General features: G+C 39.3%; 30 protein-coding genes and 1 pseudogene. 7 read left to right on the top strand and 24 right to left on the bottom strand.

What is annotated here, in order from left to right; genetic code table 11:
- Positions 1 to 43 precede the first annotated feature (43 nt).
- From larC to larE, 3 genes are read left to right on the top strand one after another with little or no spacing between them, the layout of a single operon-like run.
- Positions 44 to 1,270 (top strand): nickel pincer cofactor biosynthesis protein LarC, encoded by a 1,227-nt coding sequence (gene larC, locus E3E24_RS08725; protein ID WP_167915876.1) that lies wholly within the window; start codon positions 44 to 46, stop codon positions 1,268 to 1,270.
- Positions 1,271 to 1,304: 34 nt separating this feature from the next.
- Positions 1,305 to 2,096 carry a nickel pincer cofactor biosynthesis protein LarB gene (gene larB, locus E3E24_RS08720; RefSeq protein ID WP_167915875.1) on the top strand — a complete coding sequence of 264 codons (792 nt, stop codon included), beginning with the start codon at positions 1,305 to 1,307 and terminating at the stop codon, positions 2,094 to 2,096.
- The gene (larE, locus tag E3E24_RS08715) at positions 2,056 to 2,847 is read left to right on the top strand and encodes an ATP-dependent sacrificial sulfur transferase LarE (RefSeq protein WP_167915874.1); all 792 of its coding nucleotides are present in this window, start codon (positions 2,056 to 2,058) and stop codon (positions 2,845 to 2,847) included. The genes larB and larE overlap by 41 nt, the downstream gene beginning before the upstream one ends.
- Before the next feature lie 455 nt (positions 2,848 to 3,302).
- On the opposite strand, the gene E3E24_RS12680 is transcribed toward larE, so the two are convergent.
- Both E3E24_RS12680 and E3E24_RS08705 read right to left on the bottom strand, forming a co-directional pair.
- Positions 3,303 to 3,569, bottom strand: coding sequence for a hypothetical protein (locus E3E24_RS12680; protein ID WP_206205328.1), 267 nt, complete (start codon positions 3,567 to 3,569; stop codon positions 3,303 to 3,305).
- Between the two features lie 237 nt (positions 3,570 to 3,806).
- Positions 3,807 to 4,055: a flavodoxin domain-containing protein gene (locus tag E3E24_RS08705; RefSeq protein ID WP_167915873.1), complete on the bottom strand. Its 249-nt coding sequence runs from the start codon at positions 4,053 to 4,055 to the stop codon at positions 3,807 to 3,809.
- Positions 4,056 to 4,350: 295 nt separating this feature from the next.
- Here E3E24_RS08705 and E3E24_RS08700 point away from each other — a divergent pair, with 295 nt between their 5' ends.
- On the top strand, positions 4,351 to 5,523 hold the full coding sequence (locus E3E24_RS08700; protein WP_167915872.1) for a nicotinate phosphoribosyltransferase: 1,173 nt from the start codon (positions 4,351 to 4,353) through the stop codon (positions 5,521 to 5,523).
- Between the two features lie 68 nt (positions 5,524 to 5,591).
- On the opposite strand, the gene E3E24_RS08695 is transcribed toward E3E24_RS08700, so the two are convergent.
- The 10 genes and pseudogenes from E3E24_RS08695 to E3E24_RS08650 all read right to left on the bottom strand — a co-directional run bounded on the left by E3E24_RS08695 (position 5,592) and on the right by E3E24_RS08650 (position 12,433).
- Entirely contained in the window at positions 5,592 to 5,774 is a 183-nt protein-coding gene (locus E3E24_RS08695) for a ferredoxin (RefSeq protein ID WP_167915871.1), read from the bottom strand.
- Positions 5,775 to 5,887: 113 nt separating this feature from the next.
- Positions 5,888 to 6,094 carry a ferredoxin gene (locus tag E3E24_RS08690; RefSeq protein ID WP_167886600.1) on the bottom strand — a complete coding sequence of 69 codons (207 nt, stop codon included), beginning with the start codon at positions 6,092 to 6,094 and terminating at the stop codon, positions 5,888 to 5,890.
- 106 nt (positions 6,095 to 6,200) lie between these two features.
- Positions 6,201 to 6,506 (bottom strand): annotated as a pseudogene (locus E3E24_RS08685) (metal-sulfur cluster assembly factor); the annotation flags it as partial.
- A gap of 106 nt (positions 6,507 to 6,612) precedes the next feature.
- Positions 6,613 to 7,353, bottom strand: a complete 741-nt coding sequence (locus E3E24_RS08680) for an ATPase (RefSeq protein WP_167915870.1) — start codon at positions 7,351 to 7,353, stop codon at positions 6,613 to 6,615.
- Between the two features lie 2 nt (positions 7,354 to 7,355).
- Positions 7,356 to 8,165 (bottom strand): hypothetical protein, encoded by an 810-nt coding sequence (locus E3E24_RS08675; RefSeq protein ID WP_167886597.1) that lies wholly within the window; start codon positions 8,163 to 8,165, stop codon positions 7,356 to 7,358.
- Positions 8,166 to 8,208: 43 nt separating this feature from the next.
- Positions 8,209 to 8,874, bottom strand: a complete 666-nt coding sequence (locus E3E24_RS08670; RefSeq protein ID WP_240912188.1) for a hypothetical protein — start codon at positions 8,872 to 8,874, stop codon at positions 8,209 to 8,211.
- A 2-nt stretch (positions 8,875 to 8,876) separates the two neighbouring features.
- Positions 8,877 to 9,587 carry a creatininase family protein gene (locus E3E24_RS08665; protein ID WP_167886596.1) on the bottom strand — a complete coding sequence of 237 codons (711 nt, stop codon included), beginning with the start codon at positions 9,585 to 9,587 and terminating at the stop codon, positions 8,877 to 8,879.
- 11 nt (positions 9,588 to 9,598) lie between these two features.
- Positions 9,599 to 10,735 carry a glycosyltransferase family 4 protein gene (locus E3E24_RS08660; protein WP_167915869.1) on the bottom strand — a complete coding sequence of 379 codons (1,137 nt, stop codon included), beginning with the start codon at positions 10,733 to 10,735 and terminating at the stop codon, positions 9,599 to 9,601.
- A gap of 2 nt (positions 10,736 to 10,737) precedes the next feature.
- Entirely contained in the window at positions 10,738 to 11,637 is a 900-nt protein-coding gene (locus E3E24_RS08655; protein WP_167886594.1) for a lysylphosphatidylglycerol synthase transmembrane domain-containing protein, read from the bottom strand.
- A 1-nt stretch (position 11,638) separates the two neighbouring features.
- The gene (locus E3E24_RS08650) at positions 11,639 to 12,433 is read right to left on the bottom strand and encodes a UbiA family prenyltransferase (RefSeq protein WP_167915868.1); all 795 of its coding nucleotides are present in this window, start codon (positions 12,431 to 12,433) and stop codon (positions 11,639 to 11,641) included.
- Between the two features lie 91 nt (positions 12,434 to 12,524).
- Here E3E24_RS08650 and E3E24_RS08645 point away from each other — a divergent pair, with 91 nt between their 5' ends.
- Positions 12,525 to 12,848, top strand: coding sequence for a helix-turn-helix domain-containing protein (locus tag E3E24_RS08645; RefSeq protein WP_167886593.1), 324 nt, complete (start codon positions 12,525 to 12,527; stop codon positions 12,846 to 12,848).
- Here E3E24_RS08645 and speE read toward each other — a convergent pair.
- Positions 12,845 to 13,681 (bottom strand): polyamine aminopropyltransferase, encoded by an 837-nt coding sequence (gene speE, locus E3E24_RS08640; protein ID WP_167886592.1) that lies wholly within the window; start codon positions 13,679 to 13,681, stop codon positions 12,845 to 12,847. The genes E3E24_RS08645 and speE overlap by 4 nt on opposite strands.
- Before the next feature lie 107 nt (positions 13,682 to 13,788).
- Between speE and E3E24_RS08635 the strand changes: the two genes are divergently transcribed.
- Positions 13,789 to 14,283, top strand: a complete 495-nt coding sequence (locus E3E24_RS08635) for a hypothetical protein (protein ID WP_167915867.1) — start codon at positions 13,789 to 13,791, stop codon at positions 14,281 to 14,283.
- Between the two features lie 18 nt (positions 14,284 to 14,301).
- Here E3E24_RS08635 and speD read toward each other — a convergent pair whose 3' ends face one another.
- The 3 genes from speD to E3E24_RS08620 form a co-directional block, all read right to left on the bottom strand.
- Complete coding sequence (speD, locus tag E3E24_RS08630; protein ID WP_167915866.1) at positions 14,302 to 14,676, bottom strand: adenosylmethionine decarboxylase; 375 nt, start codon at positions 14,674 to 14,676, stop codon at positions 14,302 to 14,304.
- Between the two features lie 48 nt (positions 14,677 to 14,724).
- Positions 14,725 to 15,198, bottom strand: coding sequence for a pyruvoyl-dependent arginine decarboxylase (locus E3E24_RS08625; RefSeq protein ID WP_167915865.1), 474 nt, complete (start codon positions 15,196 to 15,198; stop codon positions 14,725 to 14,727).
- A 224-nt stretch (positions 15,199 to 15,422) separates the two neighbouring features.
- Positions 15,423 to 16,559 carry a cation:proton antiporter gene (locus tag E3E24_RS08620; RefSeq protein ID WP_167915864.1) on the bottom strand — a complete coding sequence of 379 codons (1,137 nt, stop codon included), beginning with the start codon at positions 16,557 to 16,559 and terminating at the stop codon, positions 15,423 to 15,425.
- 151 nt (positions 16,560 to 16,710) lie between these two features.
- Between E3E24_RS08620 and E3E24_RS08615 the strand changes: the two genes are divergently transcribed.
- Positions 16,711 to 17,118 (top strand): ACT domain-containing protein, encoded by a 408-nt coding sequence (locus E3E24_RS08615; RefSeq protein WP_167915863.1) that lies wholly within the window; start codon positions 16,711 to 16,713, stop codon positions 17,116 to 17,118.
- On the opposite strand, the gene E3E24_RS08610 is transcribed toward E3E24_RS08615, so the two are convergent.
- Genes E3E24_RS08610 through E3E24_RS08575 form a run of 8 tightly spaced genes read right to left on the bottom strand, consistent with a single transcriptional unit; the run spans position 17,101 to position 20,973 of the window.
- Positions 17,101 to 18,627 (bottom strand): proton-conducting transporter membrane subunit, encoded by a 1,527-nt coding sequence (locus tag E3E24_RS08610; RefSeq protein WP_167915862.1) that lies wholly within the window; start codon positions 18,625 to 18,627, stop codon positions 17,101 to 17,103. The two genes, E3E24_RS08615 and E3E24_RS08610, sit on opposite strands and share 18 nt — an antisense overlap.
- The gene (locus E3E24_RS08605; RefSeq protein ID WP_167915861.1) at positions 18,624 to 18,917 is read right to left on the bottom strand and encodes a cation:proton antiporter subunit C; all 294 of its coding nucleotides are present in this window, start codon (positions 18,915 to 18,917) and stop codon (positions 18,624 to 18,626) included. Before E3E24_RS08605 ends, E3E24_RS08610 begins: the two co-directional genes overlap by 4 nt.
- Positions 18,910 to 19,332: a Na(+)/H(+) antiporter subunit B gene (locus tag E3E24_RS08600; RefSeq protein ID WP_167886584.1), complete on the bottom strand. Its 423-nt coding sequence runs from the start codon at positions 19,330 to 19,332 to the stop codon at positions 18,910 to 18,912. The genes E3E24_RS08605 and E3E24_RS08600 overlap by 8 nt, the downstream gene beginning before the upstream one ends.
- On the bottom strand, positions 19,329 to 19,565 hold the full coding sequence (locus E3E24_RS08595) for a hypothetical protein (protein WP_206205004.1): 237 nt from the start codon (positions 19,563 to 19,565) through the stop codon (positions 19,329 to 19,331). Before E3E24_RS08595 ends, E3E24_RS08600 begins: the two co-directional genes overlap by 4 nt.
- 5 nt (positions 19,566 to 19,570) lie before the next feature.
- On the bottom strand, positions 19,571 to 19,819 hold the full coding sequence (locus tag E3E24_RS08590) for a hydrogenase subunit MbhD domain-containing protein (RefSeq protein ID WP_167886582.1): 249 nt from the start codon (positions 19,817 to 19,819) through the stop codon (positions 19,571 to 19,573).
- Positions 19,800 to 20,114, bottom strand: a complete 315-nt coding sequence (gene mnhG, locus E3E24_RS08585; RefSeq protein ID WP_167886581.1) for a monovalent cation/H(+) antiporter subunit G — start codon at positions 20,112 to 20,114, stop codon at positions 19,800 to 19,802. The genes E3E24_RS08590 and mnhG overlap by 20 nt, the downstream gene beginning before the upstream one ends.
- Positions 20,111 to 20,392, bottom strand: a complete 282-nt coding sequence (locus E3E24_RS08580) for a monovalent cation/H+ antiporter complex subunit F (protein ID WP_167886580.1) — start codon at positions 20,390 to 20,392, stop codon at positions 20,111 to 20,113. The genes mnhG and E3E24_RS08580 overlap by 4 nt, the downstream gene beginning before the upstream one ends.
- Positions 20,368 to 20,973, bottom strand: coding sequence for a Na+/H+ antiporter subunit E (locus E3E24_RS08575; RefSeq protein WP_167886579.1), 606 nt, complete (start codon positions 20,971 to 20,973; stop codon positions 20,368 to 20,370). The genes E3E24_RS08580 and E3E24_RS08575 overlap by 25 nt, the downstream gene beginning before the upstream one ends.
- Positions 20,974 to 20,994 lie beyond the last annotated feature (21 nt).

The following is a 20,994-nucleotide window of genomic DNA, read 5'->3' as shown; positions in this document are numbered from 1 at the left end:
CCCCTATTGTTCTTTATTACTAAATTTTTGAGGAGGGTTCGCGTTGACTAGGGTACTCTACTTAGACCCGTTCTCTGGAATTGCAGGAGATATGTTCCTCGGGATGCTGGTAGATTTGGGGTTGGATGTTTCAAAGTTAAAAAAGGAGCTTGACAGGTTAAATGTAGAATACGAGCTAAAAGTTGAAAAAGTTAACAAGAGAGGAATTAGTGCTACTAGTGTTAAGGTTTTAGTACCTGAAAAGGAGCATCATGAAGAGCATCTTACTTTCCATCACCACCATGGCATGCATCTTTCTGATGTATATGCCATTTTAGACAGACTTGATGAACCGATACAACAAAAAGCCAAACAAATGTTTGAAAAACTTGCAGAGGCAGAAAGCAAAATACATGGAGTTCCCAAAGAAAAGCTACACTTTCATGAAGTGGGTGCTATTGATGCCATAATTGAAATTGTCGGAGCAATTGTAGGGCTTAAACTCCTTAATGTTGAAAAAGTCTACTGTGGAATAGTTAATGTCGGCACAGGTTTTGTGGAGATAGAACACGGAAAATATCCCATTCCAGCCCCAGCAACGGCAGAGCTACTTAGAGGAATCCCCATACACATAGACCCAAGTATAAAATCTGAATTGGTTACTCCCACTGGAGCATTAATTTTAAGTGAATTAGTTGACGGATTTGGGTCAATAAATCTTAGGGTTGAAAGGGTAGGGTATGGTGCAGGAGATAGAGATTTAGAAATTCCCAACGTTCTCAGAGGATATCTTGGGTTTTTAGTAGACGATAATATGTCAAGAACTAAGAGGGTGGCACTTATAGAAACAAACATAGATGACATGAACCCAGAATTTTATGGTTATGTTATGGAGAAACTTTTTGAAAACGGAGCATTAGATGTATCCTACACGCCAATATATATGAAAAAAAATAGACCTGGCGTAAAAATCTCGGTAATATGTCCTATAGATAAGAAAGACGAAATTATTGGCATTATAATGAAGGAGACTACCAGCATAGGCGTTAGAGTCTTCTATCCTGAGAAGATTGAAGCTCAAAGGGAAATAATAGAAGTCGAAACTGGATATGGCAAAGCAAGGGTAAAAATAGCAAAATATAACTCCCAAATTGTCAACATAGCTCCTGAATATGAGTCATGTAAAGAGATAGCAGAAAGAAGTGGAAAACCGTTGAAAACAATATACAACATGGTCTATGAAAAGGCGAAAGAATCTTTGAATGCCCTAAATACTAAGAAAAATACATAAACGTAAATGAATAAAGACTAATTGGGGAAGAAAAATGCTCGAGGAACTTCTGAAATCTTACAAAAGAGGAGAACTTAACGAAGAAGAAGTGAAGGAAAAAATCTTAAAACTATTTTATGAAGAAAGCGAAAGTTTCTTACTTGACTTGGAGAGAGAAAAACGTATTGGATTCCCCGAAGTGATATTTGCAGAAGGTAAAATGACTGAACATCTACTAAGTATAGTGGGCAAAGTTTTAGAAAAAAAGGACATAGTATTTATCTCAAATGTTGACTCTGAAAAGGAAAATGCTCTAAGAGAAAGATTTTCAAAGTTTGAAATAAAGAAGGCTGGAAGACTGATGGCAATAAGAAAAGGTAAACACATTCATAGGACCCTTGGTACTGTTGGAATCATTACCGCTGGAACCTCAGATATACCATACGCTGAAGAATGCGCTCTAATTCTAGAAGAGCTTGGTGTTAGGATCATTAAGTCTTATGACTCAGGTGTTGCTGGGATCCACAGGCCATTTTTAAGCCTGAAACGCATGAAAGAAGCGGATCTTTTGATTGTCTTTGCTGGAATGGAAGGAGTATTGCCAACTTTGATAGCTTCACTGACACATCTACCAATTATAGCTGTACCAACGCCAGTTGGGTATGGATTTGGAGGAAAAGGAGAAGGAGCATTGACTACTATGCTCCAAAGTTGTGTTCCAGGGATTTTAGTGGTCAATATAGGTAATACAATTGGAGCTGCAGCTGGAGCCATCAGAATTCTTAGGGCAATAAGGAGGGATAAAATTGGAGAAGCTGGAGAGAATAAAGGAAGCGATCAAGGATAAAAGAAAAATAGTAGTGATGTTCTCTGGAGGAGTTGATAGTACGCTTTTAGCCAAGTTAGCCTATGATGCTCTAGGTGAGAATTCTATTGCAGTAACTATAGATTCTCCAGTAATACCTAGGAGTGAAATCAAAGAAGCAAAAAGATTAGCTACATTAATAGGGATTAAGCACGAAATTATAAAGATTGATGAGCTAAAGAGTAAACACTTAATAGAGAATCCCCCGAATAGATGCTATCTCTGCAGGAAGCTTAGAGATGCCATAGTTAAGAACTGGGCCGAAAAGAAAGGATTCGAAATAATAGCAGATGGACTAAATTACTCTGACCTGAGAGATTATAGGCCTGGAGTGAAAGCCTCAACTGAGGATGGAATTTGGCATCCTTTTATAGAATTCCAAGTAACGAAAGAGGAAATCAGAAAGTATTCCAAGTTACTAGGACTCCCTACGTGGAACAAACCAAGCATGGCTTGTTTGTGTTCCAGGTTTCCTTATGGGTTTGGTTTAACTAAGGAAAGAGTGGAGACTGTAGAGAAAGCAGAAGAATTCTTAAAAGGCTTAGGTTTCAGGGATGTTAGAGTCAGATACTTCCCCTATAACGCTGCTTTAATTGAGGTAGATGATCTTGAAAAAGCTTTAAGAGAAAGGGATGAAATAGTTGCTCAGTTGAAAACTCTAGGATTTTCATTTGTATCTATTGACTTGGAAGGATTCAAAAGTGGAAAGTTAAACAGGATACTATTAAGGTAAGGATCTTGCATTGTTTCTTCTTTTAAATTTTTGTTCATCTTTGATTAATCACAAAACGGTACAAGAATTCATGATTTAATGGTTCTGTGTGGAAGTTAAGTGGAATCGGAAATGCTTTTAGCAAATTAATGGAGGTAAGAGCCTATGAAAAATACTTGAATCTATAATAAATGACATAACAATTGATAAAAGAGAATTACATGCAATAGTCGAGGAGTTAGCTGAAAACTTTAAAAGAAGATATAAACATGTTGGCATGAAAATCCTGCCTCATTTTAGCGAAAACGGAACTCAAATTGGATGGAGGATAATTATAATGGTAGTTAACATTGAAAGCTCCTTTAGGAGCATGTCTAAATGAAGACTGGCAAAAATAATCTTGCTTAGCTCTCATAAGTTGGGCTGCTCAAATTTTGTCTAAGAATTGTGCTCAACTATCCTGGCCTTAGATAGTATTAAATAAATCCGTTTATCATATTCCAAGAATGTTGCTTTTCTTTATCGAAGACTATTATCCTAATCGGCCCAATGACAGGGCTCCCATCACTCTGGAGGACTTTCAGATACAATGTTACAACGGCAAGAACATCACGATGCCAGACTTCTCCACCAGCAGAGTAAACTCTAACACGAGAACTATTCTTGTAGTTTATAACAGCATTATGAATCGACAAATCCCCAAAGTGTTCTTTGTTGCTCAGAATAACTATTATCAAAATCATAAGATATATAGTAATACTGAGTGCTGTAGATCAACGTGATTGTCTTCCCATGTATAGAATAATCTTTTTCCGAAGTCAGCAAACAAAGTTCCTAGGATTTTTCAAAATTGTCTCCCATCACTATGGCCTATCCTTGAACTATCAAACTCAAGAGCAATCAATGTTACTAATCATAGGTCGGACGACAACTTTTTTACGTGAACTTATATATACTTGTGCATTACCTAGTTTTTAATATTAGTAGTAAATACACACGAAATCAACTGCATTGTTGTAAGTTCTAGGTCTAGAATACATTATGAAAATCAAAGGCCTCTCGTAATAGATTGGGCTCCTAACGATTATGAAGTCACATTCCTCTAAGCTGTCGACTTCAAAGACCCTCATAAGCCTTACGTCAGCTTCATCTTTAATGGCATCACTCATCCATTTAACTATCATTTCTGTAGAGCCTCTCTTTGTATCGTAGATTATGTACACTCTCATTTTGACCCCTACATTGAGTCAAATTAATTGGGGAGTAATTTAATGATTTTGGCTACAAAATTCTTTTGCAGCGCTTCTCACTATTTCCTTTGCAGGTTCTGTCTCGTCTTCTTGTGCTGGCTTTTGAATCTCCTCAGCCTCCAGCTTAACGAGCCAAGGATCCCAGTTTTCGCTAAATGGGTGTTTTTGATATTAATCTCCCGTATGTTGTTCACTTATATTAAATTTCCCATTTTTGTCCACCAAAAACGCTAAATTCAAATATTGGTAAAAATTAAACATTGGAGGTGATAAAATGAGAGATTTCCATATAGCTCATGAGGAGGACATAAAAGCTGGAAAAACGACTGATGTTTACTTCATAAGAACAAAAACAATTCTTGAAGCAAAGGGAATTCACAGGAAAGTTTTTGCTGATGTAAGCACTACTTCTCTTCCACACGGCTGGAAGTGGGGGGTTCTAGCGGGAATTGAGGAAGTTGCAAAGCTCTTAGAGGGTTTGCCCATAAACGTTTATGCTATGCCTGAAGGAACGATTTTCCACCCATATGAACCAGTCCTTCAAATTGAGGGCTACTATAAAGAGTTTGGAATTTATGAAACTGCTCTGCTTGGAATGCTGAGCCAGGCAAGCGGAATAGCAACTGCAGCTTTGAGAACTAAAATCGCTGTAAAGTTCAAACCAGTTTACAGCTTCGGTATTAGGCACATGCATCCAGCAATTGCGCCGATGATAGATAGAGCTGCATTCATTGGCGGCTGTGATGGAGTTAGCGGTGTTTTGGGGGCTGAACTTATAGGAGAAAAGCCTGTAGGAACTATGCCCCATGCATTGATTTTAGTAGTTGGAGATCAGGTTAAAGCATGGAAGTACTTCGATGAAGTCATTGAACCTGAGGTTCCAAGGGTTGCACTTGTTGATACGCTCTGCGATGAGAAGTTTGAGGCTTTAATGGCTGCAGAAGCTTTGGGAGAAAAATTAGTAGCGGTTAGATTGGATACTCCAAGCTCAAGAAGAGGAAACTTTAGGAGAATAGTTGAAGAGGTTCGCTGGGAGCTTGACTTAAGGGGATACAGTCATGTTAAGATTTTCCTCAGCGGTGGACTTGATGAAGAAAGCATAAAAGAGCTTGTGGACGTTGCTGATGCCTTTGGAGTTGGTGGTTCAATAGCTTCAGCAAAGCCCGTTGACTTCTCCCTTGACATTGTGGAGATAGAAGGAAAACCAATAACCAAGCGCGGCAAGTTAAGCGGAAGGAAGCAAGTTTATAGGTGCGAAAACGGACACTACCATAAAGTTCCAGCAAATAAGAAGCTTGAACGCTGTCCAATATGTGGAGCAAAAGTAGAGCCACTCTTAAAGCCTCTCATTGAGAACGGTGAAATAGTCGCAGAACTGCCCAAAGCAAGAGAAATCAGAGAATATGTCCTAGAGCAAGCTGAGAAATTCAACCTCAGCTTAGAATGAACTTTTTCTTTTTTGATTATTTGAGCTAAAAAAGATTTAAACAATATAATAAAAAGTGAGAAGAAAAATCACTCCTCAATGATGATTGCTCCAGTTGGACAGCTCTCAGCTGCCTCCTTTACACACTCGAGGTCTGTCTCTTCTACAAGAACCTTAGCCTTTCCGTCTTCATCCATCTCAAAAACATCTGGGCAGATGCTTGCACAAACTCCACATCCAATGCATGTGTCCTTATCAACCCTAACCTTCATTTTTGGCACCTCCAAGCAGTTTCCAAGAGAAAAAGGGAAGTACAAGCTTAAAAGAATTTCGATAACCAAAGGTGTATAATCGAGGAAATTAAAAAAAGTTAAAAGAAAGTGCATCACTCTATTTGCTCAATGTGAATACAGCTGACTGGACAGGCCTCAGCTGCCTCTTTAGCGCAATCATACAAGCTTTCATCAATTAGCTCAACCTTTGCAACGCTCTTTCCCTCATCGTCCATTTCAAAGACATCTGGACAGAGGCTTGCACAGATAGCATCTCCAATACAAACATCCCTGTCAACCCAAACCTTCCACTTCGCCATTGGCATCACCAGGAGAATATTATAAACCTTTGGATATAAACCTTTCGTTAAATGCTATTAGAAGTCCAAAATTTTGAAATAAAAGAAAGAAGAATTGTGTTTTCGTTTAAAGAAGGCCCAACTTCTTCTTATATTCCTCGCTTATCCTATCAGGTGTCCATGGAGGATCAAAGGTAAGCTCAATCTCTGCATCTTTAACTCCAGGAATTTCGAGTATTTTCTCTTCAACAGCTTTTAAAAGCCACATAGTCAATGGACAACCAGGAGTTGTTACTGTCATCTTTACATAAACTGTGTTGTCTGGTCTTATATCAACCTCATAAATCAAGCCCAAATTAACAACATCAATGCCAATCTCAGGGTCAACAACTTCTTTAAGCTTCTCTAAGATAAGTTCCTTGCTGAGTTTAACTTCTTCAACTTTTTTCTCTTCACTCATTTCCTTCACCTAAACTTCCTTCTTAGATAACAAATTTAAACCTTTTGGGCCATTTTTGATTATTATTAAGATATCATGTTCATTTTTGCAATATGTCAAATATAAGTTTCTTTGCAATATCCTCATCTATGGCCCCAGCCCTCAATTCTCTCAGAACCCGCTGGATAGCAAATTTCTTTAAAATTGGTGATTTACGAGCAGCTGATTTCCAGAGAGAACATCCGAATCCGAGAGCATATTTTCTTCCCAAGACGCCTATCGCTTCTCTTTTGTCCATGGCAAGAAAAGCTGGGAGGTTTAACTTAACCACTTCTCCTTCCAAGTATATTGAAATGCTTCCCACACTTAGCAGATCTCCCGAGGCTACTATTTTAATACCCTCTTTCTTTGCATAATCCTTAACAGCTTCCATTATCATTGAGTGACATTTACCGCAGATTGGAGCACCTTTCTCGATTTGTTCACTTATTACTTCCATATAATTAGGAATCTCAACAAAAACAGCACCATAAGATTCAGCATTCAAGAGAACGGGCTCTCTTATCTGAGGTAGCTTTACCATGACTGGAATGACTTCAAAGCCTGCCCATCCGAGAATTTTTACTGTTGCGGTGCTGTCGCTACCAGCAGAAAATGCAACCACTATCTTTTCGTCAATAGGTGTTCTATCAAATTCTTTGCCAAAAAGCCTATACTCAACTAATGCTTTCAATCTTTCATAGCTTTGCTCACTAATTCTCCCTCTAACCCTCTCAAGAGCTTCAAGAGACTGCTGTAATCTGTAACGCTTTACAAAATCCTCCCCCACTACTTTAAGCAAAGTCACCACCAGATTCTGTTACCCTTAACCTTAATGTATCCCAAGCTTTGCAGCTCCTTGAGGATATCCTCCAAAGCTTCTTCGTCAAAGTAGATGTTTATCTTTTCTCTCTTTCCTTCTATTAGGATAGGCTCTCTTTCAAGCAAAGCCTCAATGAGCTCATTTTTCTTGTTCTTCTGCTTAACCAGCTCAAGGATAATCTCTGCCAAAACAGATTTCGCCATGCCCACAAACATTGCCTCCACTAAAGATTCCTCAGTCGCATACCCCTCTGCTATCTCGAGAGCTTCTTGAATTAAATCCTTTTCAATTTCAAGGACTTCAACGTAATATCTCTTCATAAAAGTGAACTCAGTTATGAGCTTTGCGTCCATCTTTTCTTCGAGCTCATCTAAAAATTCCTCAACTTCATCTATTGGAAATCTTAGCTCAATAACCAAATCATCGAGCTTAGGTTTTTTCATGAGCTTCAGCTTTTCTTCCCCGACAACATATCCCCCTTCAATCAGCGCTGATAAAACCACGAGTCTGTTTATATCAACTTCATCAAATAATTCACTAATCTCTTTCTCTTCCCCAACTTGCCACTTTTCCATGAGCCTCTCAAAAGTCTGCTGAATCTCGCCAAGTTTTTCATCAATCACATCAAAATCTTCACTTTTTGCAACTAACTCAGAGTATTTCCCCCTAATCATAATGAAGTGCTGAATCTCCCAGCCAAGCTCCTCTTTTGTTTTGTTCATAATTCCAGCCTTGCTGAGCTCCTTTGATAGCTCAACCATATCCTCTTTACTTAAAACTTCGAATCTCATTTCTATCCCCAAAGATAATTAAAAGGAGAAGTTATAAAGTTTCTCAACCCCTCTCAAGAAGGGAAGAGAGGAGAGCTCTCAGCGGTTTGTTTCTCAAGAGCTTTACTGTCTCTTCAATTTCGTCTTTAATGTCTTTATCTCTGTTCAAATATATCAAATATAGATAAAGAGCATACGCCATTACTTTTGGATCCCCTTCATTTTCCTCTTCTATTGCCTTTGCCAACCCTGGACTTGTGAGAAGGTTATCAGCGATATGACGGAGCTTTTCTTCATCCCCTTTTTCCAGTGCTTCTTTTAAGGGTAGGTAGAATCCATTCAAAACAATGCGGGCGTTTTTCTCTCTTCTGCTCAAATACTCCAGCGGACTTTCAATTTCTTCTTTGTGCAGGAACTTCCATATTATATAAGCCAAGGGGACAATAATTAGGAACAACGCAAGAATTATGTAGGGAGTTAGAGAAAGCGGAACCATCTGAGCATAGCGGTTTTTAATGTATACGAGGAGTAGCAAGCCCAATATCATCCACAGTGCAATGAATATCAGATAGTACTCTGAGTAGCTCTTTCTTTTCTCCCAAATCTGGTATTTATGGGCAGCCCCAGTCTCCTCAAGCAGCTCAAGTCTTTTTTCAGCTAGCTCAATCTCTGCCTCCAGTCTCTTTATCCTCTTTTCTATCTCCTCAAATACCTTTTCCATGCCCCTCATCTTTAACGCTCCAAGATAAGGCGAGCAATCTTTTCAGTAACGATATCCAAAATCGCCTCGCCTTTTTCTTTTGTCGCCCCTTTGGGGTTGTCGTTTACGCCGTTTGGAAATAGTTCGAGGGCTATATCCTTCCTAATTATTCTGACTTTTGAGGTTCTCTTTTCACCCTCAGCTTTTTCCATCTTGACTAATTCCGGCTTTATTGCTAAAATAACAGAGGTCTCATCTTCTCCAGCATGTCCTTGAGAAGAGCATATGCTTAAAATGTCCTCCCTAAAGTCGATCCACCAATTTATAAGCCAGATTTCAACATCATATTTCTCAGCAACTTCTTCGCTAGCTTCAACAAGCGGATAATAGTTCCCACCATGCCCGTTTAATAGGATAATCCTTTTGAATCCCTCCTCTGCGAACTCTTCCATGACATCACGAACGTATCTCCTCAATGTGTCAGCTTTAACATTTATAGTTCCCGGAAAGATATTGAGGACAAAACTGTGCCCATACCAGATTGGAGGAGCAATTAAAATTTCTTTTCCCTTTTCTTTCAGCTTAGCCTCAACCCTTCTCGCTATCTCAACTGGAGCGAATACATCGGTGCCGAGAGGCAAATGCTTTCCATGAGCCTCAACACTGCCGATTGGAAGGATTACCGTGTCAACTTTCTTTCTAACCTCATCAAACTCATCCCAGGTTAAGTTTTCCATGCGCATTTCAATCCCCGTTACATTTTTGACAGAATTTCTTCATAAGTTTTTTCAATCTGCTCTGAAACCTTATCCCAAGAATATCTCTCTTCTACGGCCTTCCTACCATTGTACCCGAACCATTCTCTAAGGTTATCATCAAGGAGGAGCTTTTGAATCGCTTTTCTCAGCTCAAACTCATTACCAGGAGGAACTAAAAGCCCACTTTCACTCTCCCTTATAATCTCAGGAATTCCTCCCACATTTGTTGCAATAACTGGCAAACCAGAAGCCATGGCCTCTAATATTACAATCCCAAATGCCTCGGCTGTTATTGACGGGAGAACAAATATATCTGCCATTCCAAAAATCTTTGGCAGTATCTTACTGTCCACATATCCTAAAAACTTAACCTTATCCTCAATTCTCAAAAACTTTGCCTGTGCTCTTAAGAATGGAAGCATTTCTCCAGAACCCACCATAACCAAAGTTGCATCTTCAATCTCTGAGAAGGCATTGAGAAGAACATGAGGCCCTTTTCGATAGCTCATCCTACTTACGTATAGCACAACCTTACCTTCAATCCCAAATTCAGCTTTAATTTTTTCTTTATCCCAGTTTGGTGTGAAAAGTTTGTCATCAACTCCGTTTGGGATAATTTCTATCGGAGTATCCGTAAAATGCTCTATAAAAGCTTTGGCAGCCCTGCTAACTGCAATTATTTTATGAGGATACCTAAGGTAATTACTGAACATTGGGAATGTTAAACCCAAAGCCTCCCAGAGCTTTGATTCATGAGCAAAAGAAATGCTGTGAGTTGTTAGTACTGTCGCCTTTCCCATTTCTCTTCCAGCTTTTGCTGCCTTTAACGCCAATGGAGTGAATGCATGGTGAGAGTGTATTACATCAAAGTCTCCAAGAAATTCATTAAGTTCTTTTGTAGATTTCAAGCTGTAAGTAACATTTACATCTAAAATTGGACTCACAACTCCGGGGATTTTTATGAGTTCAATTCCATTCTTTTCTAATTCTTCCTCCTTCCCAGTTTCTCTGTTATTAGTGACAATGGCGACCTCATGTCCTCTTTCCTTAAGCTTCAATGCCAAGTGGTGCATATGACTCGCAACTCCACCAATTTTTGGATAATACCAATCACTAACGAGAGCTATTCTCATTTTTATTCACCTCCACTCAAAGCTCCATAAAACATCACTGCGCCTGCTATTGAGTATATATACTGGAAGAGGAATTTATAAATAAATGCCGTTATTGTAGCTTTTGTTGAGGCACCGATTCCAAGAACAAGCCCAAACTCATTCGCTCCAAAACCAGCTGGAATTCCGCTGACAGAAGCGAATAATACACTCATCAGGAACCCATATAAAGCCTGCCTCATTGAAATTTCTAAATTGAATGCCTTTCCAACTATAATAATCCCAAAAACTTGGAGAAGGATTATAACAGCAGAAAGCAGGAAGGATAGAAGAAAAATGGCTTTATTTTCCTTTGCCTCACTCCACCCCTTATATGTCCGCTCTAGATAACTCCTAAGAGTAGAGATCAATCCTTTAAGTCCAACGCTTTCCCAAAGCTTCAGCAGAGAGTCAAGAGCCTTGTATATGCCTTTTTCATAGATTAAGGCAACTAGAATAAGAATCAATCCAAGAACTCCAAGCTTTGTGAAGCCAACGAAGATTAGAGCAAACGAAAGGACAACCAAAATTTCTGTGCTCAGTCCAATTACAAGGGAAGAGAGGGCTTTGAAATAATCCCCTCCTACAAGCTTAACTTTTGCTATATGACCTACACTTGGAGGGAGAATTGTCATCAGATAATATCCGCTAATAAAAGCTTTGAGGGTCTTCTTAAAGCTTGTTTTTTGAACTTCCCTTAAAAATAGGTACCATCTAAGAGACGACAAAACCACCGTAAGGACTGAAAGCATAAATGCCACTAAAAGGTACTCATGGGAGGCTGTTTTTAGGGCTAATTTAAGCTCATCAACATCAATATTTTTGTAAAGATAGGCAAGGGATATTAAGAGAGCAATTAAAGTGAACACCCTCTTCTTGTCCATGCTATGCACCCAGTAATGTCCTTAAAGCATGTAGAGCTAAAAGGAAAACAACAGTTCCATCAAGAGTTCTGTAATTAACCTTGATCCCAGTAACCATAATCCCAAGGGCACCAAAAAGGACATTCAAAGTCGCCAAGAGGAGAGCTACTGAAATGCCCGAAAATATCATGACAAGCTTTTCTGATAGACTTTTGCCGATGACGATTGGGGTTGTCCTTAAATTTGCTTTTAAGTCACTTTCATAGTCTTCAAGATGATTCCTAAGTTCCATCGAGAATGAATAGAACAAGAGAGCCAATCCTATTGCAATCTCGTATTTCGTTAAAACTCCATCGAAGTATGCACCATAGAGGAAGGGCATTGCTCCAAAAAATATTCCATGTGATAAAACATCTAGTATAGGCTGTGCCTTAAGTCTCGGGGGTGCTGAGTAAAGAGTAGCTAGCAGTATCATTGAAACGTAAATTAGAAGCTCTCCATAGCTAAGGAAGGCTGCAAATAATATACCCAAAACTGCAATTGCAGCTGATGAGAGAATGCCCACCCCAAAGCTGAGCTCCCCATTGGCTATTGGATTTTTATTTCTCTTTAGAGGATTTATTAAATCAGTATCCACGTCAAAGCAATTGTTTATAGCAAAAGCGTATGCAACATATAATATCAGTGACATCAGAACCATGAAGGCACCTTTGAAATCAGGATTATACCTAAGATTCATTATCAGGCCGAGCAACCCCATTCCTATGAACGATTTACCATCGATTATTCTGGTGTTTTTTATCACAGCTCGTAACATAGCACCACCGTTGAACATCTCTTGGAAAGGTTTATAAGTGTTTTCACTAAATCGTGAATAGGTATGAAGAAAAATTTTCATAGTGATTAGAATGGAGGAACTGTTAAAAGCCCTCACAAATACACTTGAAAAATTTGAGCTTACAAGCTCAGAAATTAAAATATATTCTCTCCTCCTAAAAGAGCAACTAACACCAAGGCAGATAGCAAAAAAGCTTGATTTGTCTGAGAGAATTGTTAGGGAGAAGCTTAAGCACCTCCTTGAGCTTGGACTAGTTGAGAGGGAGCTGATAAACAGGGGATGGCTTGGCTACCTCTACAAAGCAAAAGCCCCAAAGGAGGCATTAAATGCCCTTTTGAGCAAAATGGAAGAATTTATAAAAAGCTTTGAAAAGGAAGCGAACAGAATGCTCTAAAGCTTAAGCTTTCCTTCCAGCAGATCCCTAACATATTTTGGCATCTGGAACAGAGTTTCATGTCTTTCTGGGTCATAATAGATAAGTTCAAGCCCCTCTGCTCTCTTTAAGTCAATTTTTGTAAAGTCAATGTTTCCTTTAACTCCAACCAAGAAGCTCCATGGTGAAGCGTAGCCAATCACTGGGAAGCTGAAGTAATAAACTTTGTCAAACACACTCTTCATGGCCTTATGAGCATCCAGCAGCTCGTTTGTAAACAGATAAACGCTGCCAGCTTGTGTTATGAGAATCCCATCGTCATTCAATGCATTATACGCAGCCTTGTAAAATTCCTCACTGAAAAGCTGCTTTGCAGGTCCAACGGGGTCCGTTGAATCAATGAGTATAGCATCAAACTTCTCTTTAGTGTTTTTCACATATTCTACACCATCTCCAATTATAACCTCTGCTCTTGGGTCTTCAAATGCTCCCCTATCAATGCCAAGATAAAGCCTCGAGATCTCAACAACCATTTCGTCAATTTCAACCATAACGACTTTTTCAACAGTTTTGTGCTTTAAAACTTCTCTAAGAGTTCCCCCATCACCGCCACCAATGATGAGAACTTTCCTCGGGTTAGGATGAGCCAACAAAACTGGATGAACCAAAGGCTCGTGGTAGCTTTCCTCTCCTTGCTCTACCAACTGAACAGTCCCCTCTAGAACCAAAAGCTTTCCAAATCCTTCAGTCTCATAAATCTCTATTCTTTGATATCTGCTTTGAGTTTCAAATAACTTTTCTTTAACCTTAAATGCAACGCCATACCCTCTTGGATACCATTCTATGAAGTGCATAAACTCTCACCTCGATAGCTTCTCAGTTGAGAGGTTTTAAACTTTAGTGTGCATCAAAAGTTAAAATTATAAACGCCCTAACTTTGATAATACTTTTGGGGTTAGAAATGGCAGAGACTTCATTCCAAAAGAAGCTTTTCAGAGAAATCAAAAATCTCCACGCCGATATTGAGGAGATCTCCAAACACGCAACCCCCCATCTCGTGGGAGAAATCAGAAATCAAAATGACAGCATTGAGATAAACCTGAGCGTTTCTGCGATGGAAGATCCCCTCAAAGAACCCCTTCTTATAAAAGAAGATAACACAATTATGTTCATACTCCCGATAAAAAACAAGAAACCCTACAGGATATATATGGACGTAATATCCCTCATTTCTGGAAAGAAGGAGCAGGAACTTAAGTCAGGAACAATTATCCAGGGAGATATAAGGAGAAGTCTCAAAAGGCTGGGCTATGAGGTTCTCTGGATCCACACCCAGAATACCTCAGATGAGGTATATTTCACAATTTGGGCCTCAAAGAATGGAGAGAGATTTACAATCATCGTGAAGCCGATAGATTCAGAAAGGGCAATAGTGAAAGAGATAAAGAAAATTTAATCTGTAAAATCAAAAGTCTCAGTCTTTGAAAAGCAGTCCTCTGTCAAGCTTAACAATTGTTGGTCTTTTGCACTTAAGCTCTTTGATTATATATTCACTTGCTTTCAGCGGCATTGTGTGGTCGCCACAAGTGTAAACATCGACTGCTGCATAGCCATGCTCTGGCCATGTGTGAATTGCGATGTGGCTTTCAGAAACGACAACAACACCAGAAACGCCTTGAGGGGAGAATTTGTGGAACCTCTTGTCAATAATTGTGGAATTTGCTATTTCAGCTGCTTTAGTTAATATTTCCTCTATCTTTTCTATATCGTCTAAAATCCGTGGGTCGCATTCGTATAAGTCTAGAACAACATGCATTCCAATTGGAGTGTCCACAGTTACTTGAACCATCGCACTCACCTCCCTCCATCGCCATTCACCTCTTCAAAAAAATTTGAATCAGTAGGGGAACATTACCACAGCGGCAACAGCAGCGGCAGGTTTATTTTTCACAGTTATCTCCGCAGCAGCAACTCTGAATTCTTTGAGCTTCCAACCTCTAACTCTAAAGCCCTCTTCGACCATTCTCCTTACCATTTCTGTGGCTTCTTCTTTTGTGCAGTAGCCGCTGTATTCATAAATCAATCCACCTTCGTTGCCCTCGCTTATTCCGACGCCTAAAGCTGCGCTTATTGTCGTGCCGGGTTCATCGCTCTCAATGTGTGCATAAACTGTTGGAAGGAGCATTCCAATTGGAACCTCTGGAACTTTCTCAATCCATTCTATATGCGATGGAATGACACTGCTGAGCTTTACAATGTTAACGTTTCCTATCCCCATCTTAAGCAGGGCATTGTCAAAGGCATTTAGCTTAGTCCCACCCTCAGCGCTCGCGGCTAGCATAATTGCTTTTTTCGGAGTTATCCAGCTCATTTTCCTTTACCTCCAATTTTGGCTATTATTAACAATTTAATTTGGATTTTAATAAAAATTATTGCGAAATTTTGGGTTCAATTAATCCCTACCTGCCAGTTTGCTTATAAGTCTTTCGCTTTCAGTCAAAATTTGGAATAGCAAGCAAATATCTAATTACTTCGAGAATAATCATAAATAAACCGATTAAAGCGAAAACGAACAGCTGAAAACAGTTTTTACCATCATGTTTCTTTGCTGTTGATGTGCGATATAACCCTGCCAATCGTTGCTGAAACAAAGATTCCCATGATGCTTGCAAGAGAAGCTAGAGCATACATATGCTGGCTTAAAACCCCATAGGTATACCCGATTTCGCCAACTAAAAGACCCAAGACTCCAAAACTCGCTACTCCAGCTCCTCTAGCTAAGGATGTTTTTAAGTCACTTTCCCAGAGAAGGACCGTTGTAAGGAGAACCCTAACTAAATAAATCACTACAAAGAAATAAATAACCTCTAGAGAAAATTCAGTCTCAAAATTTATGCCTCTCCAAGCAAAGAAAATTGGAGCAAAAATTCCATAGGTAACACCAGAGATTATAGTGTGCAGTCTCTCATATTGTTTTGTACCAACTAAGTCGCTGTGAAGTATTAAGCCAACTAAAAATGCTCCAATACTGAAGTGGAGACCAATCTGCTCGCTTATTAAAGCCAAGGAAGTTGCAAGAATCATTACTAATCCAAATACCGCTTCGTCGCTCTTTAATCTTCTTAATGCCCTTATAATCCAAACTTTGTGTTGAATCCCAATAAAGTAGTTCAGTCCAAGCACCGTGCCCAAAAATACCACATCCTTAACAAACTCTAAAAAGAGCTCCATGTAGCTTAAATGATACAGCTCGAAGTTTATCAGCAGATAAAGGATCACCAAGCTCCCAACCTCGCTGATGACAGCATATGAAAGAGCAACGTGGAGAAATTCCTGGCCAAAAAATCTGGTAAATCGGATAACGATCGGAGCTGAAGCGACAGCTAGAATTGATGCCACTATTAGATTGTCCGTTGAGATTTTGTAGTTCGTGAAGGGAAGCGTTAGAAAGAGCATTGTTATATATGTGGCGATATATATTGGTAGGCTTTTCTTACCCCCAAGGTGAATTTCTTCCGGTGTTAATTCGAGACCAGCGTAAATCATTAAGAAAAAGATCCCAAGCTCAGCTAACAGGCTCATGTCTTCTCTTGGAAGGTTTGTTAAAATCACACCAAGGAAAAGACCAGCAGTAATTTCTCCAAGGAATCCAGGATAGCCTAATCTTTCAAATATCTCCGCCAAAATTCTTGCTACTGCAATGATGATAAAAACGTACCCTACAACCTCCACGTGAATCCCTATTCATCTATGAAAAGCATTAATAAAAATTTTTTGGAAAAAGTTTTTGACATAGTAGATGAATTTTGGGCTTTATAGCAAAATTTCGAACTTTGATTCACAAAGCTTATTACTAAGGAACACTAACAAACTTTGAGGGATCATGAGACACTATGAGATCGTGAAGATAAAGGAAAACGGAAAAATTGAAATCCCTCTCGAATTTACATATGAGATAGGGCTTGTTAAGGATTCCTATTTCTTAATTGAAATTGACACCGATTTAAAGGAGGTACACATAGAGAGAGTCGCTTTGCCGGGCAAAAAACTCGTTGAAATTGAGCTTGTAGTTGAGGATAAACCCGGTGTTCTTGCGAAAATCAGCGGGACACTAGGAAGAAATAAAGCAAATATTTTATTCAGCGAGACTGAAGAACTCGAAGGCATTGGGCTTGCTGCAATTGTAGCTGTTATCAATGTAAGTGAAATGAAGATAAGTATTAACGAACTAAGAAAAGAGCTGAGCAAAGTAAAAGAGGTCAAAGAAGTAACTTTAAAAGCTTTGGAGTAGCAGAAGCAGCAGAAAGAGTAGAAAGCCAGTCATATACACATTCACTTCCATTCCGACCCCTTCTATGCCATCTCCAAAGTGCTTTTTTATAATTATGTTGAGAGTTCCAGCTTTCTTCAGCACCAAAAAACCTAAGATTGCAATTGAAATTGCAAACAAATCCTTGTATGCGACTGTCAGGCCGAAATATACTCCAAAGGCTAAGGTTAACAGAGCGACAGTAAATGAAAGCACCCGCTGTGTTAAATTGCTTTCAGCAGCTTTTTTTGGCTTCATCAGATAGTAGTTCAGCTTAGTGAAAGACACAAGCGTTCCAATTCCAGCTGTGTAGAATAGATGCCGTTGAATCCCGCTAAGATTTGATAAAAGAAGCTTCTTTCCAAAAGCTCCAACAAAGGGAGATATCCCTCCAATTGCCAAGCTGAGCATTATTATACTTGCCATCAAAATTTTGTCGTATCTGTATGTAAGTTTTTCCAGATTCTTCGTTTTTTGGGCATTTATCAGTGTTCCAACGCTCAAAAAGAGTCCGCCTTTAAAGAGGGTGTGAGCAAAAGCATAATAAATTACTCCCAAAGGATTCAGTGTTGCCACTCCTAAAAGCACGTAACCCATCTGAGAAACTGTGTGATATGCTAACAAGCGCTTTGCGTTTTTCTGGAGAAGGGCTAGAATAACTCCAATCAGCATTGATGAGAACGCCACGAGTCTGAGTAAACGTAAAAGGGGATCTTCAATAGGTAAAGCAACATATAAAAGCAGCATTCCATAGATCGGAGCTTTAACAACAATTCCAGAGAGCAAAGCACTTATTGGAGTTGGAGCCTTTGAGTGTGCATCCGGGAGCCAGAAATGGAGCGGAAAGATTCCAGCCTTCAAAATTAAAGTGGAAAAAGCCACCGATAGGGCTATGTTAATCTCTCTTGAGATAACTACATTATCTTTTATCAACTCAACATTCAGGTAGCCAGTTTTTAGATAAATTATTCCGATTGCGAAGATGAAAAGGTATGATGCTACAAGAGAAAATGCCAAGTACTTATATGCTGCCTTTTTTGCCCCTTTTTCATCTGATAAACCTATTAAAGCAAAGGAAGATACTGAAGCAACTTCCATATAAATGTAATAGTTGAACAAGTCTCTGCTGATGAACGCTCCCAATAATCCAGCGTGCATTAAAAGTAAGAGTGCATAGATTTTTCCATTCTTTGAGCGCTGGTTGAAGTAGCTCATTGAGTAAACAGCCACAAGGGAGAACAGGATTAGTTCGGCTAATATAAAGTAGAAATTGTAAATGTCGAGAGAAACCTGTATTCCAGCTTCTTTTGCATGGTTTCCAACAATCTCACTCAAAGGCATCTTTGAAGTGTCATAAATGAAAATCACCCATGGTGAGAGAATTCCAGCTAAAAACACTATCCTGATTTTTCTTTCTTTAACCCTCAAAGTTTCAAGAAGCGAAACAAAAAATGTGGCGAGCAAGGGAAGGGCGACTAAAGTAGGAATCATATCTCCTCCCTCCTCATTTTCAGAATCAACGTTAATGCCAGAGATGTAATCGCAACATCAACGACTAGAGTTGTCAACATTAGTGTTGCAGGTAATGGATCAACAACTGCTTGCTGAGGAAGAATTGGCACTTCTGCATTCTCCACATACCCAGCTCCCATAAAGAACAAAACTAGTCCAGTTGAGATTACATTAATCGCTAGAACTTGCTTGATTAAATTCCTTTTCGTTATCAAACCATAAAGTCCAATTAGCATGATGATTATTCCAGCTGTTTCAGCGTTAATCACTTTCAACCCACCTCAGCAGGATGTAAAATAGGAATGTAAAAGCTGCCCCAACTTTCAGCCCAACTGCTATGTTAAAAAGAGGAACTATCCCACCGCTTATCAGCGAACCAAACTTTCTCTCATTTAGAAAATTGTAGAAAAATCCCCCAAATAGTATCCCTACTAAACCAAGACTTACGAGAAATATTGCTGAAAAACTTTCTATAATGCCAACTTCTTTGAATTTAAATTTCTTTTTAACCTTTTTGTATCCATGTGAAGTGATTAGGAGTATAACACTGACCGCCAGTATAACTCCCGCTTGAAAGCCTCCTCCCGGGCTTAAATGCCCGTATATCATCAGATAAGCGGCATAAGTAACGAGAAAGGGACTGATTAACTTTGTAGTAGTTCGCACAACTATGCTCATCTTCATTTTTTCTTACCTCCCAACAACAAGTAGAACCCAGTAACAGCAGTAAAGAGCAGAGTAGCCTCTCCTAAGCTGTCATAAGCACGCCAGTCAGCTAAGATTGCCGTCACAAGATTTGGAATATTCACTTCCTCCCAGTGAGAGATATAATATTCATAGCTCCCTCCTTCCACCTTTGAGTAATCCAGCTGCAAAAAGATGAGTGCCAATGAAAGGACAACTATGATTCCAATCATCCTTTTCACTTCTTTGTCCCCTCCAACTTTTCTACCTCTTCTATCGTGAACAGAAAAACCCCAATAATGATGGCTCCAACGACTATGGCAGATAAAGCAACGTCCGGAGCTTTAAGCTGAAAGAGAATTAGAACAAAGATCAAGCTAAGCAGGGCATACTTAACTACCGCACTAATCAAGTCATCCTCCTCAATTACTGCTATCGCTATGATTATCATAACGAACAGCAAAAACTCATGGATTATCCCAAGCATACATGTCCACCACGACTTTTGGTTTTATTCCATATTTATAAGCCCCTTTAGCAATTGCATGAGAGATCATAGGATTTATCAGGGCAATGAGAAATGCCAAGACAAGAAGCTTGAGCTTTACGAAGACTGAGGCATCAGTGTATATTGCCAAGGCCAAGAGAATTGTCATCGCACCACCGGTATCACACTTTGTGGCTGCATGCAACCTAGTATAAACGTCAGGAAAGCGTATTATTCCCAGAGCTCCAAATATCATCACAATCTCTCCAAAAGCCAAAAGGAGATACTCAATCACCTCTTTCCCCTCCTCTCCAGATATTTCGATAGAATCAGTCCACCAACTGCATTGACCATTAGGAGAACAACGGCTAAGTCTATTAGGAAATACTGCTTGTTGATCACCGAGAGGATTGCTATCATTATGACTACCTTTGTGGTTATGGTATTCAGCCCAACTATTCTATCGGGTAATGTAGGCCCAAAAAGCACCCTATAAGTCAGCAAGATGCTTGTAAAGATTAAAATCAAAACTCCCCAGCCAAAAGGCGTTACCAGAAGATTTTCTTCAACCATTCCTCGATGTCCCCCTTGATTTTTTCTCCCGCTTTTTCTCTGTTAAGGGTTTCGACATAAATCCAGTGCACATACAAATAAGTCTCCCCAAGCTTCTTTGAAACATCCAGAGTTAATGTACCGGGAGTTAGGGTTATTGAGTTTGCCAGTATAGTAACACCCGTATCGGAGTGCAAATCTGTCTTTATTTTTACAATACCCGGTTTGATGTCCATGAATATGACGTTCTTAGCAACCTTTATGTTGCTTTCAATTAAACGGAAGGCCATTATTGTGAGGTACTGAGGAGCATACAACAGCAGAAAATAGACAATTTTCTCAATTAAGTGCCCCTTGTGTCTAACGTCCTCCATAAGCATGTCTTTCATAAAGGAAGCAATTATCAGCGTTGTAACACCACCTATGACAATATTATCTATAGATGTGTTCGCACTTATGACAATCCAAAAGGAAAACAGCACTATCCAAGTTAACACTATCCGCTCCCATACTGGGAGTTTTTGGGCCTCATAACTTTCATAGAGAACTCTTCTCTGGACTTCTTCCAGCCTCTCTTTAAGATAGAAGGGGATTCTGCTCATAATCTAATATTCGTTTTTAAA

It is taken from the genome of Thermococcus sp. LS2, from assembly GCF_012027375.1.
Lineage (GTDB): Archaea > Methanobacteriota_B > Thermococci > Thermococcales > Thermococcaceae > Thermococcus_B.
This window is presented reverse-complemented; position numbering and strand designations above follow the sequence as displayed.

Bases quoted from the DNA above. Each gene is read 5' to 3' on its own strand.
- E3E24_RS08610 (WP_167915862.1), bottom strand. From the start codon at position 18,627: ATGATTCCTACTTTAGTCGCCCTTCCCTTGCTCGCCACATTTTTTGTT.
- E3E24_RS08645 (WP_167886593.1), top strand. From the start codon at position 12,525: ATGGAGGAACTGTTAAAAGCCCTCACAAATACACTTGAAAAATTTGAG.
- E3E24_RS08595 (WP_206205004.1), bottom strand. From the start codon at position 19,565: ATGATTGGAATCATAGTTGTCCTTTCATTGGCACTCATCTTTTTGCAG.
- E3E24_RS08635 (WP_167915867.1), top strand. From the start codon at position 13,789: ATGGCAGAGACTTCATTCCAAAAGAAGCTTTTCAGAGAAATCAAAAAT.
- E3E24_RS08575 (WP_167886579.1), bottom strand. From the start codon at position 20,973: ATGAGCAGAATCCCCTTCTATCTTAAAGAGAGGCTGGAAGAAGTCCAG.
- E3E24_RS08580 (WP_167886580.1), bottom strand. From the start codon at position 20,392: ATGGTTGAAGAAAATCTTCTGGTAACGCCTTTTGGCTGGGGAGTTTTG.
- E3E24_RS08590 (WP_167886582.1), bottom strand. From the start codon at position 19,819: ATGCTTGGGATAATCCATGAGTTTTTGCTGTTCGTTATGATAATCATA.
- E3E24_RS08700 (WP_167915872.1), top strand. From the start codon at position 4,351: ATGAGAGATTTCCATATAGCTCATGAGGAGGACATAAAAGCTGGAAAA.
- E3E24_RS08655 (WP_167886594.1), bottom strand. From the start codon at position 11,637: ATGGACAAGAAGAGGGTGTTCACTTTAATTGCTCTCTTAATATCCCTT.
- E3E24_RS08675 (WP_167886597.1), bottom strand. From the start codon at position 8,165: ATGAGATTCGAAGTTTTAAGTAAAGAGGATATGGTTGAGCTATCAAAG.
- E3E24_RS12680 (WP_206205328.1), bottom strand. From the start codon at position 3,569: ATGATTTTGATAATAGTTATTCTGAGCAACAAAGAACACTTTGGGGAT.
- E3E24_RS08670 (WP_240912188.1), bottom strand. From the start codon at position 8,874: ATGAGGGGCATGGAAAAGGTATTTGAGGAGATAGAAAAGAGGATAAAG.
- E3E24_RS08705 (WP_167915873.1), bottom strand. From the start codon at position 4,055: ATGAGAGTGTACATAATCTACGATACAAAGAGAGGCTCTACAGAAATG.
- larB (WP_167915875.1), top strand. From the start codon at position 1,305: ATGCTCGAGGAACTTCTGAAATCTTACAAAAGAGGAGAACTTAACGAA.
- speE (WP_167886592.1), bottom strand. From the start codon at position 13,681: ATGCACTTCATAGAATGGTATCCAAGAGGGTATGGCGTTGCATTTAAG.
- E3E24_RS08625 (WP_167915865.1), bottom strand. From the start codon at position 15,198: ATGAGCTGGATAACTCCGAAAAAAGCAATTATGCTAGCCGCGAGCGCT.
- speD (WP_167915866.1), bottom strand. From the start codon at position 14,676: ATGGTTCAAGTAACTGTGGACACTCCAATTGGAATGCATGTTGTTCTA.
- E3E24_RS08690 (WP_167886600.1), bottom strand. From the start codon at position 6,094: ATGGCGAAGTGGAAGGTTTGGGTTGACAGGGATGTTTGTATTGGAGAT.
- E3E24_RS08665 (WP_167886596.1), bottom strand. From the start codon at position 9,587: ATGCGCATGGAAAACTTAACCTGGGATGAGTTTGATGAGGTTAGAAAG.
- E3E24_RS08615 (WP_167915863.1), top strand. From the start codon at position 16,711: ATGAGACACTATGAGATCGTGAAGATAAAGGAAAACGGAAAAATTGAA.
- E3E24_RS08600 (WP_167886584.1), bottom strand. From the start codon at position 19,332: ATGAAGATGAGCATAGTTGTGCGAACTACTACAAAGTTAATCAGTCCC.
- E3E24_RS08695 (WP_167915871.1), bottom strand. From the start codon at position 5,774: ATGAAGGTTAGGGTTGATAAGGACACATGCATTGGATGTGGAGTTTGT.
- E3E24_RS08650 (WP_167915868.1), bottom strand. From the start codon at position 12,433: ATGTTACGAGCTGTGATAAAAAACACCAGAATAATCGATGGTAAATCG.
- E3E24_RS08660 (WP_167915869.1), bottom strand. From the start codon at position 10,735: ATGAGAATAGCTCTCGTTAGTGATTGGTATTATCCAAAAATTGGTGGA.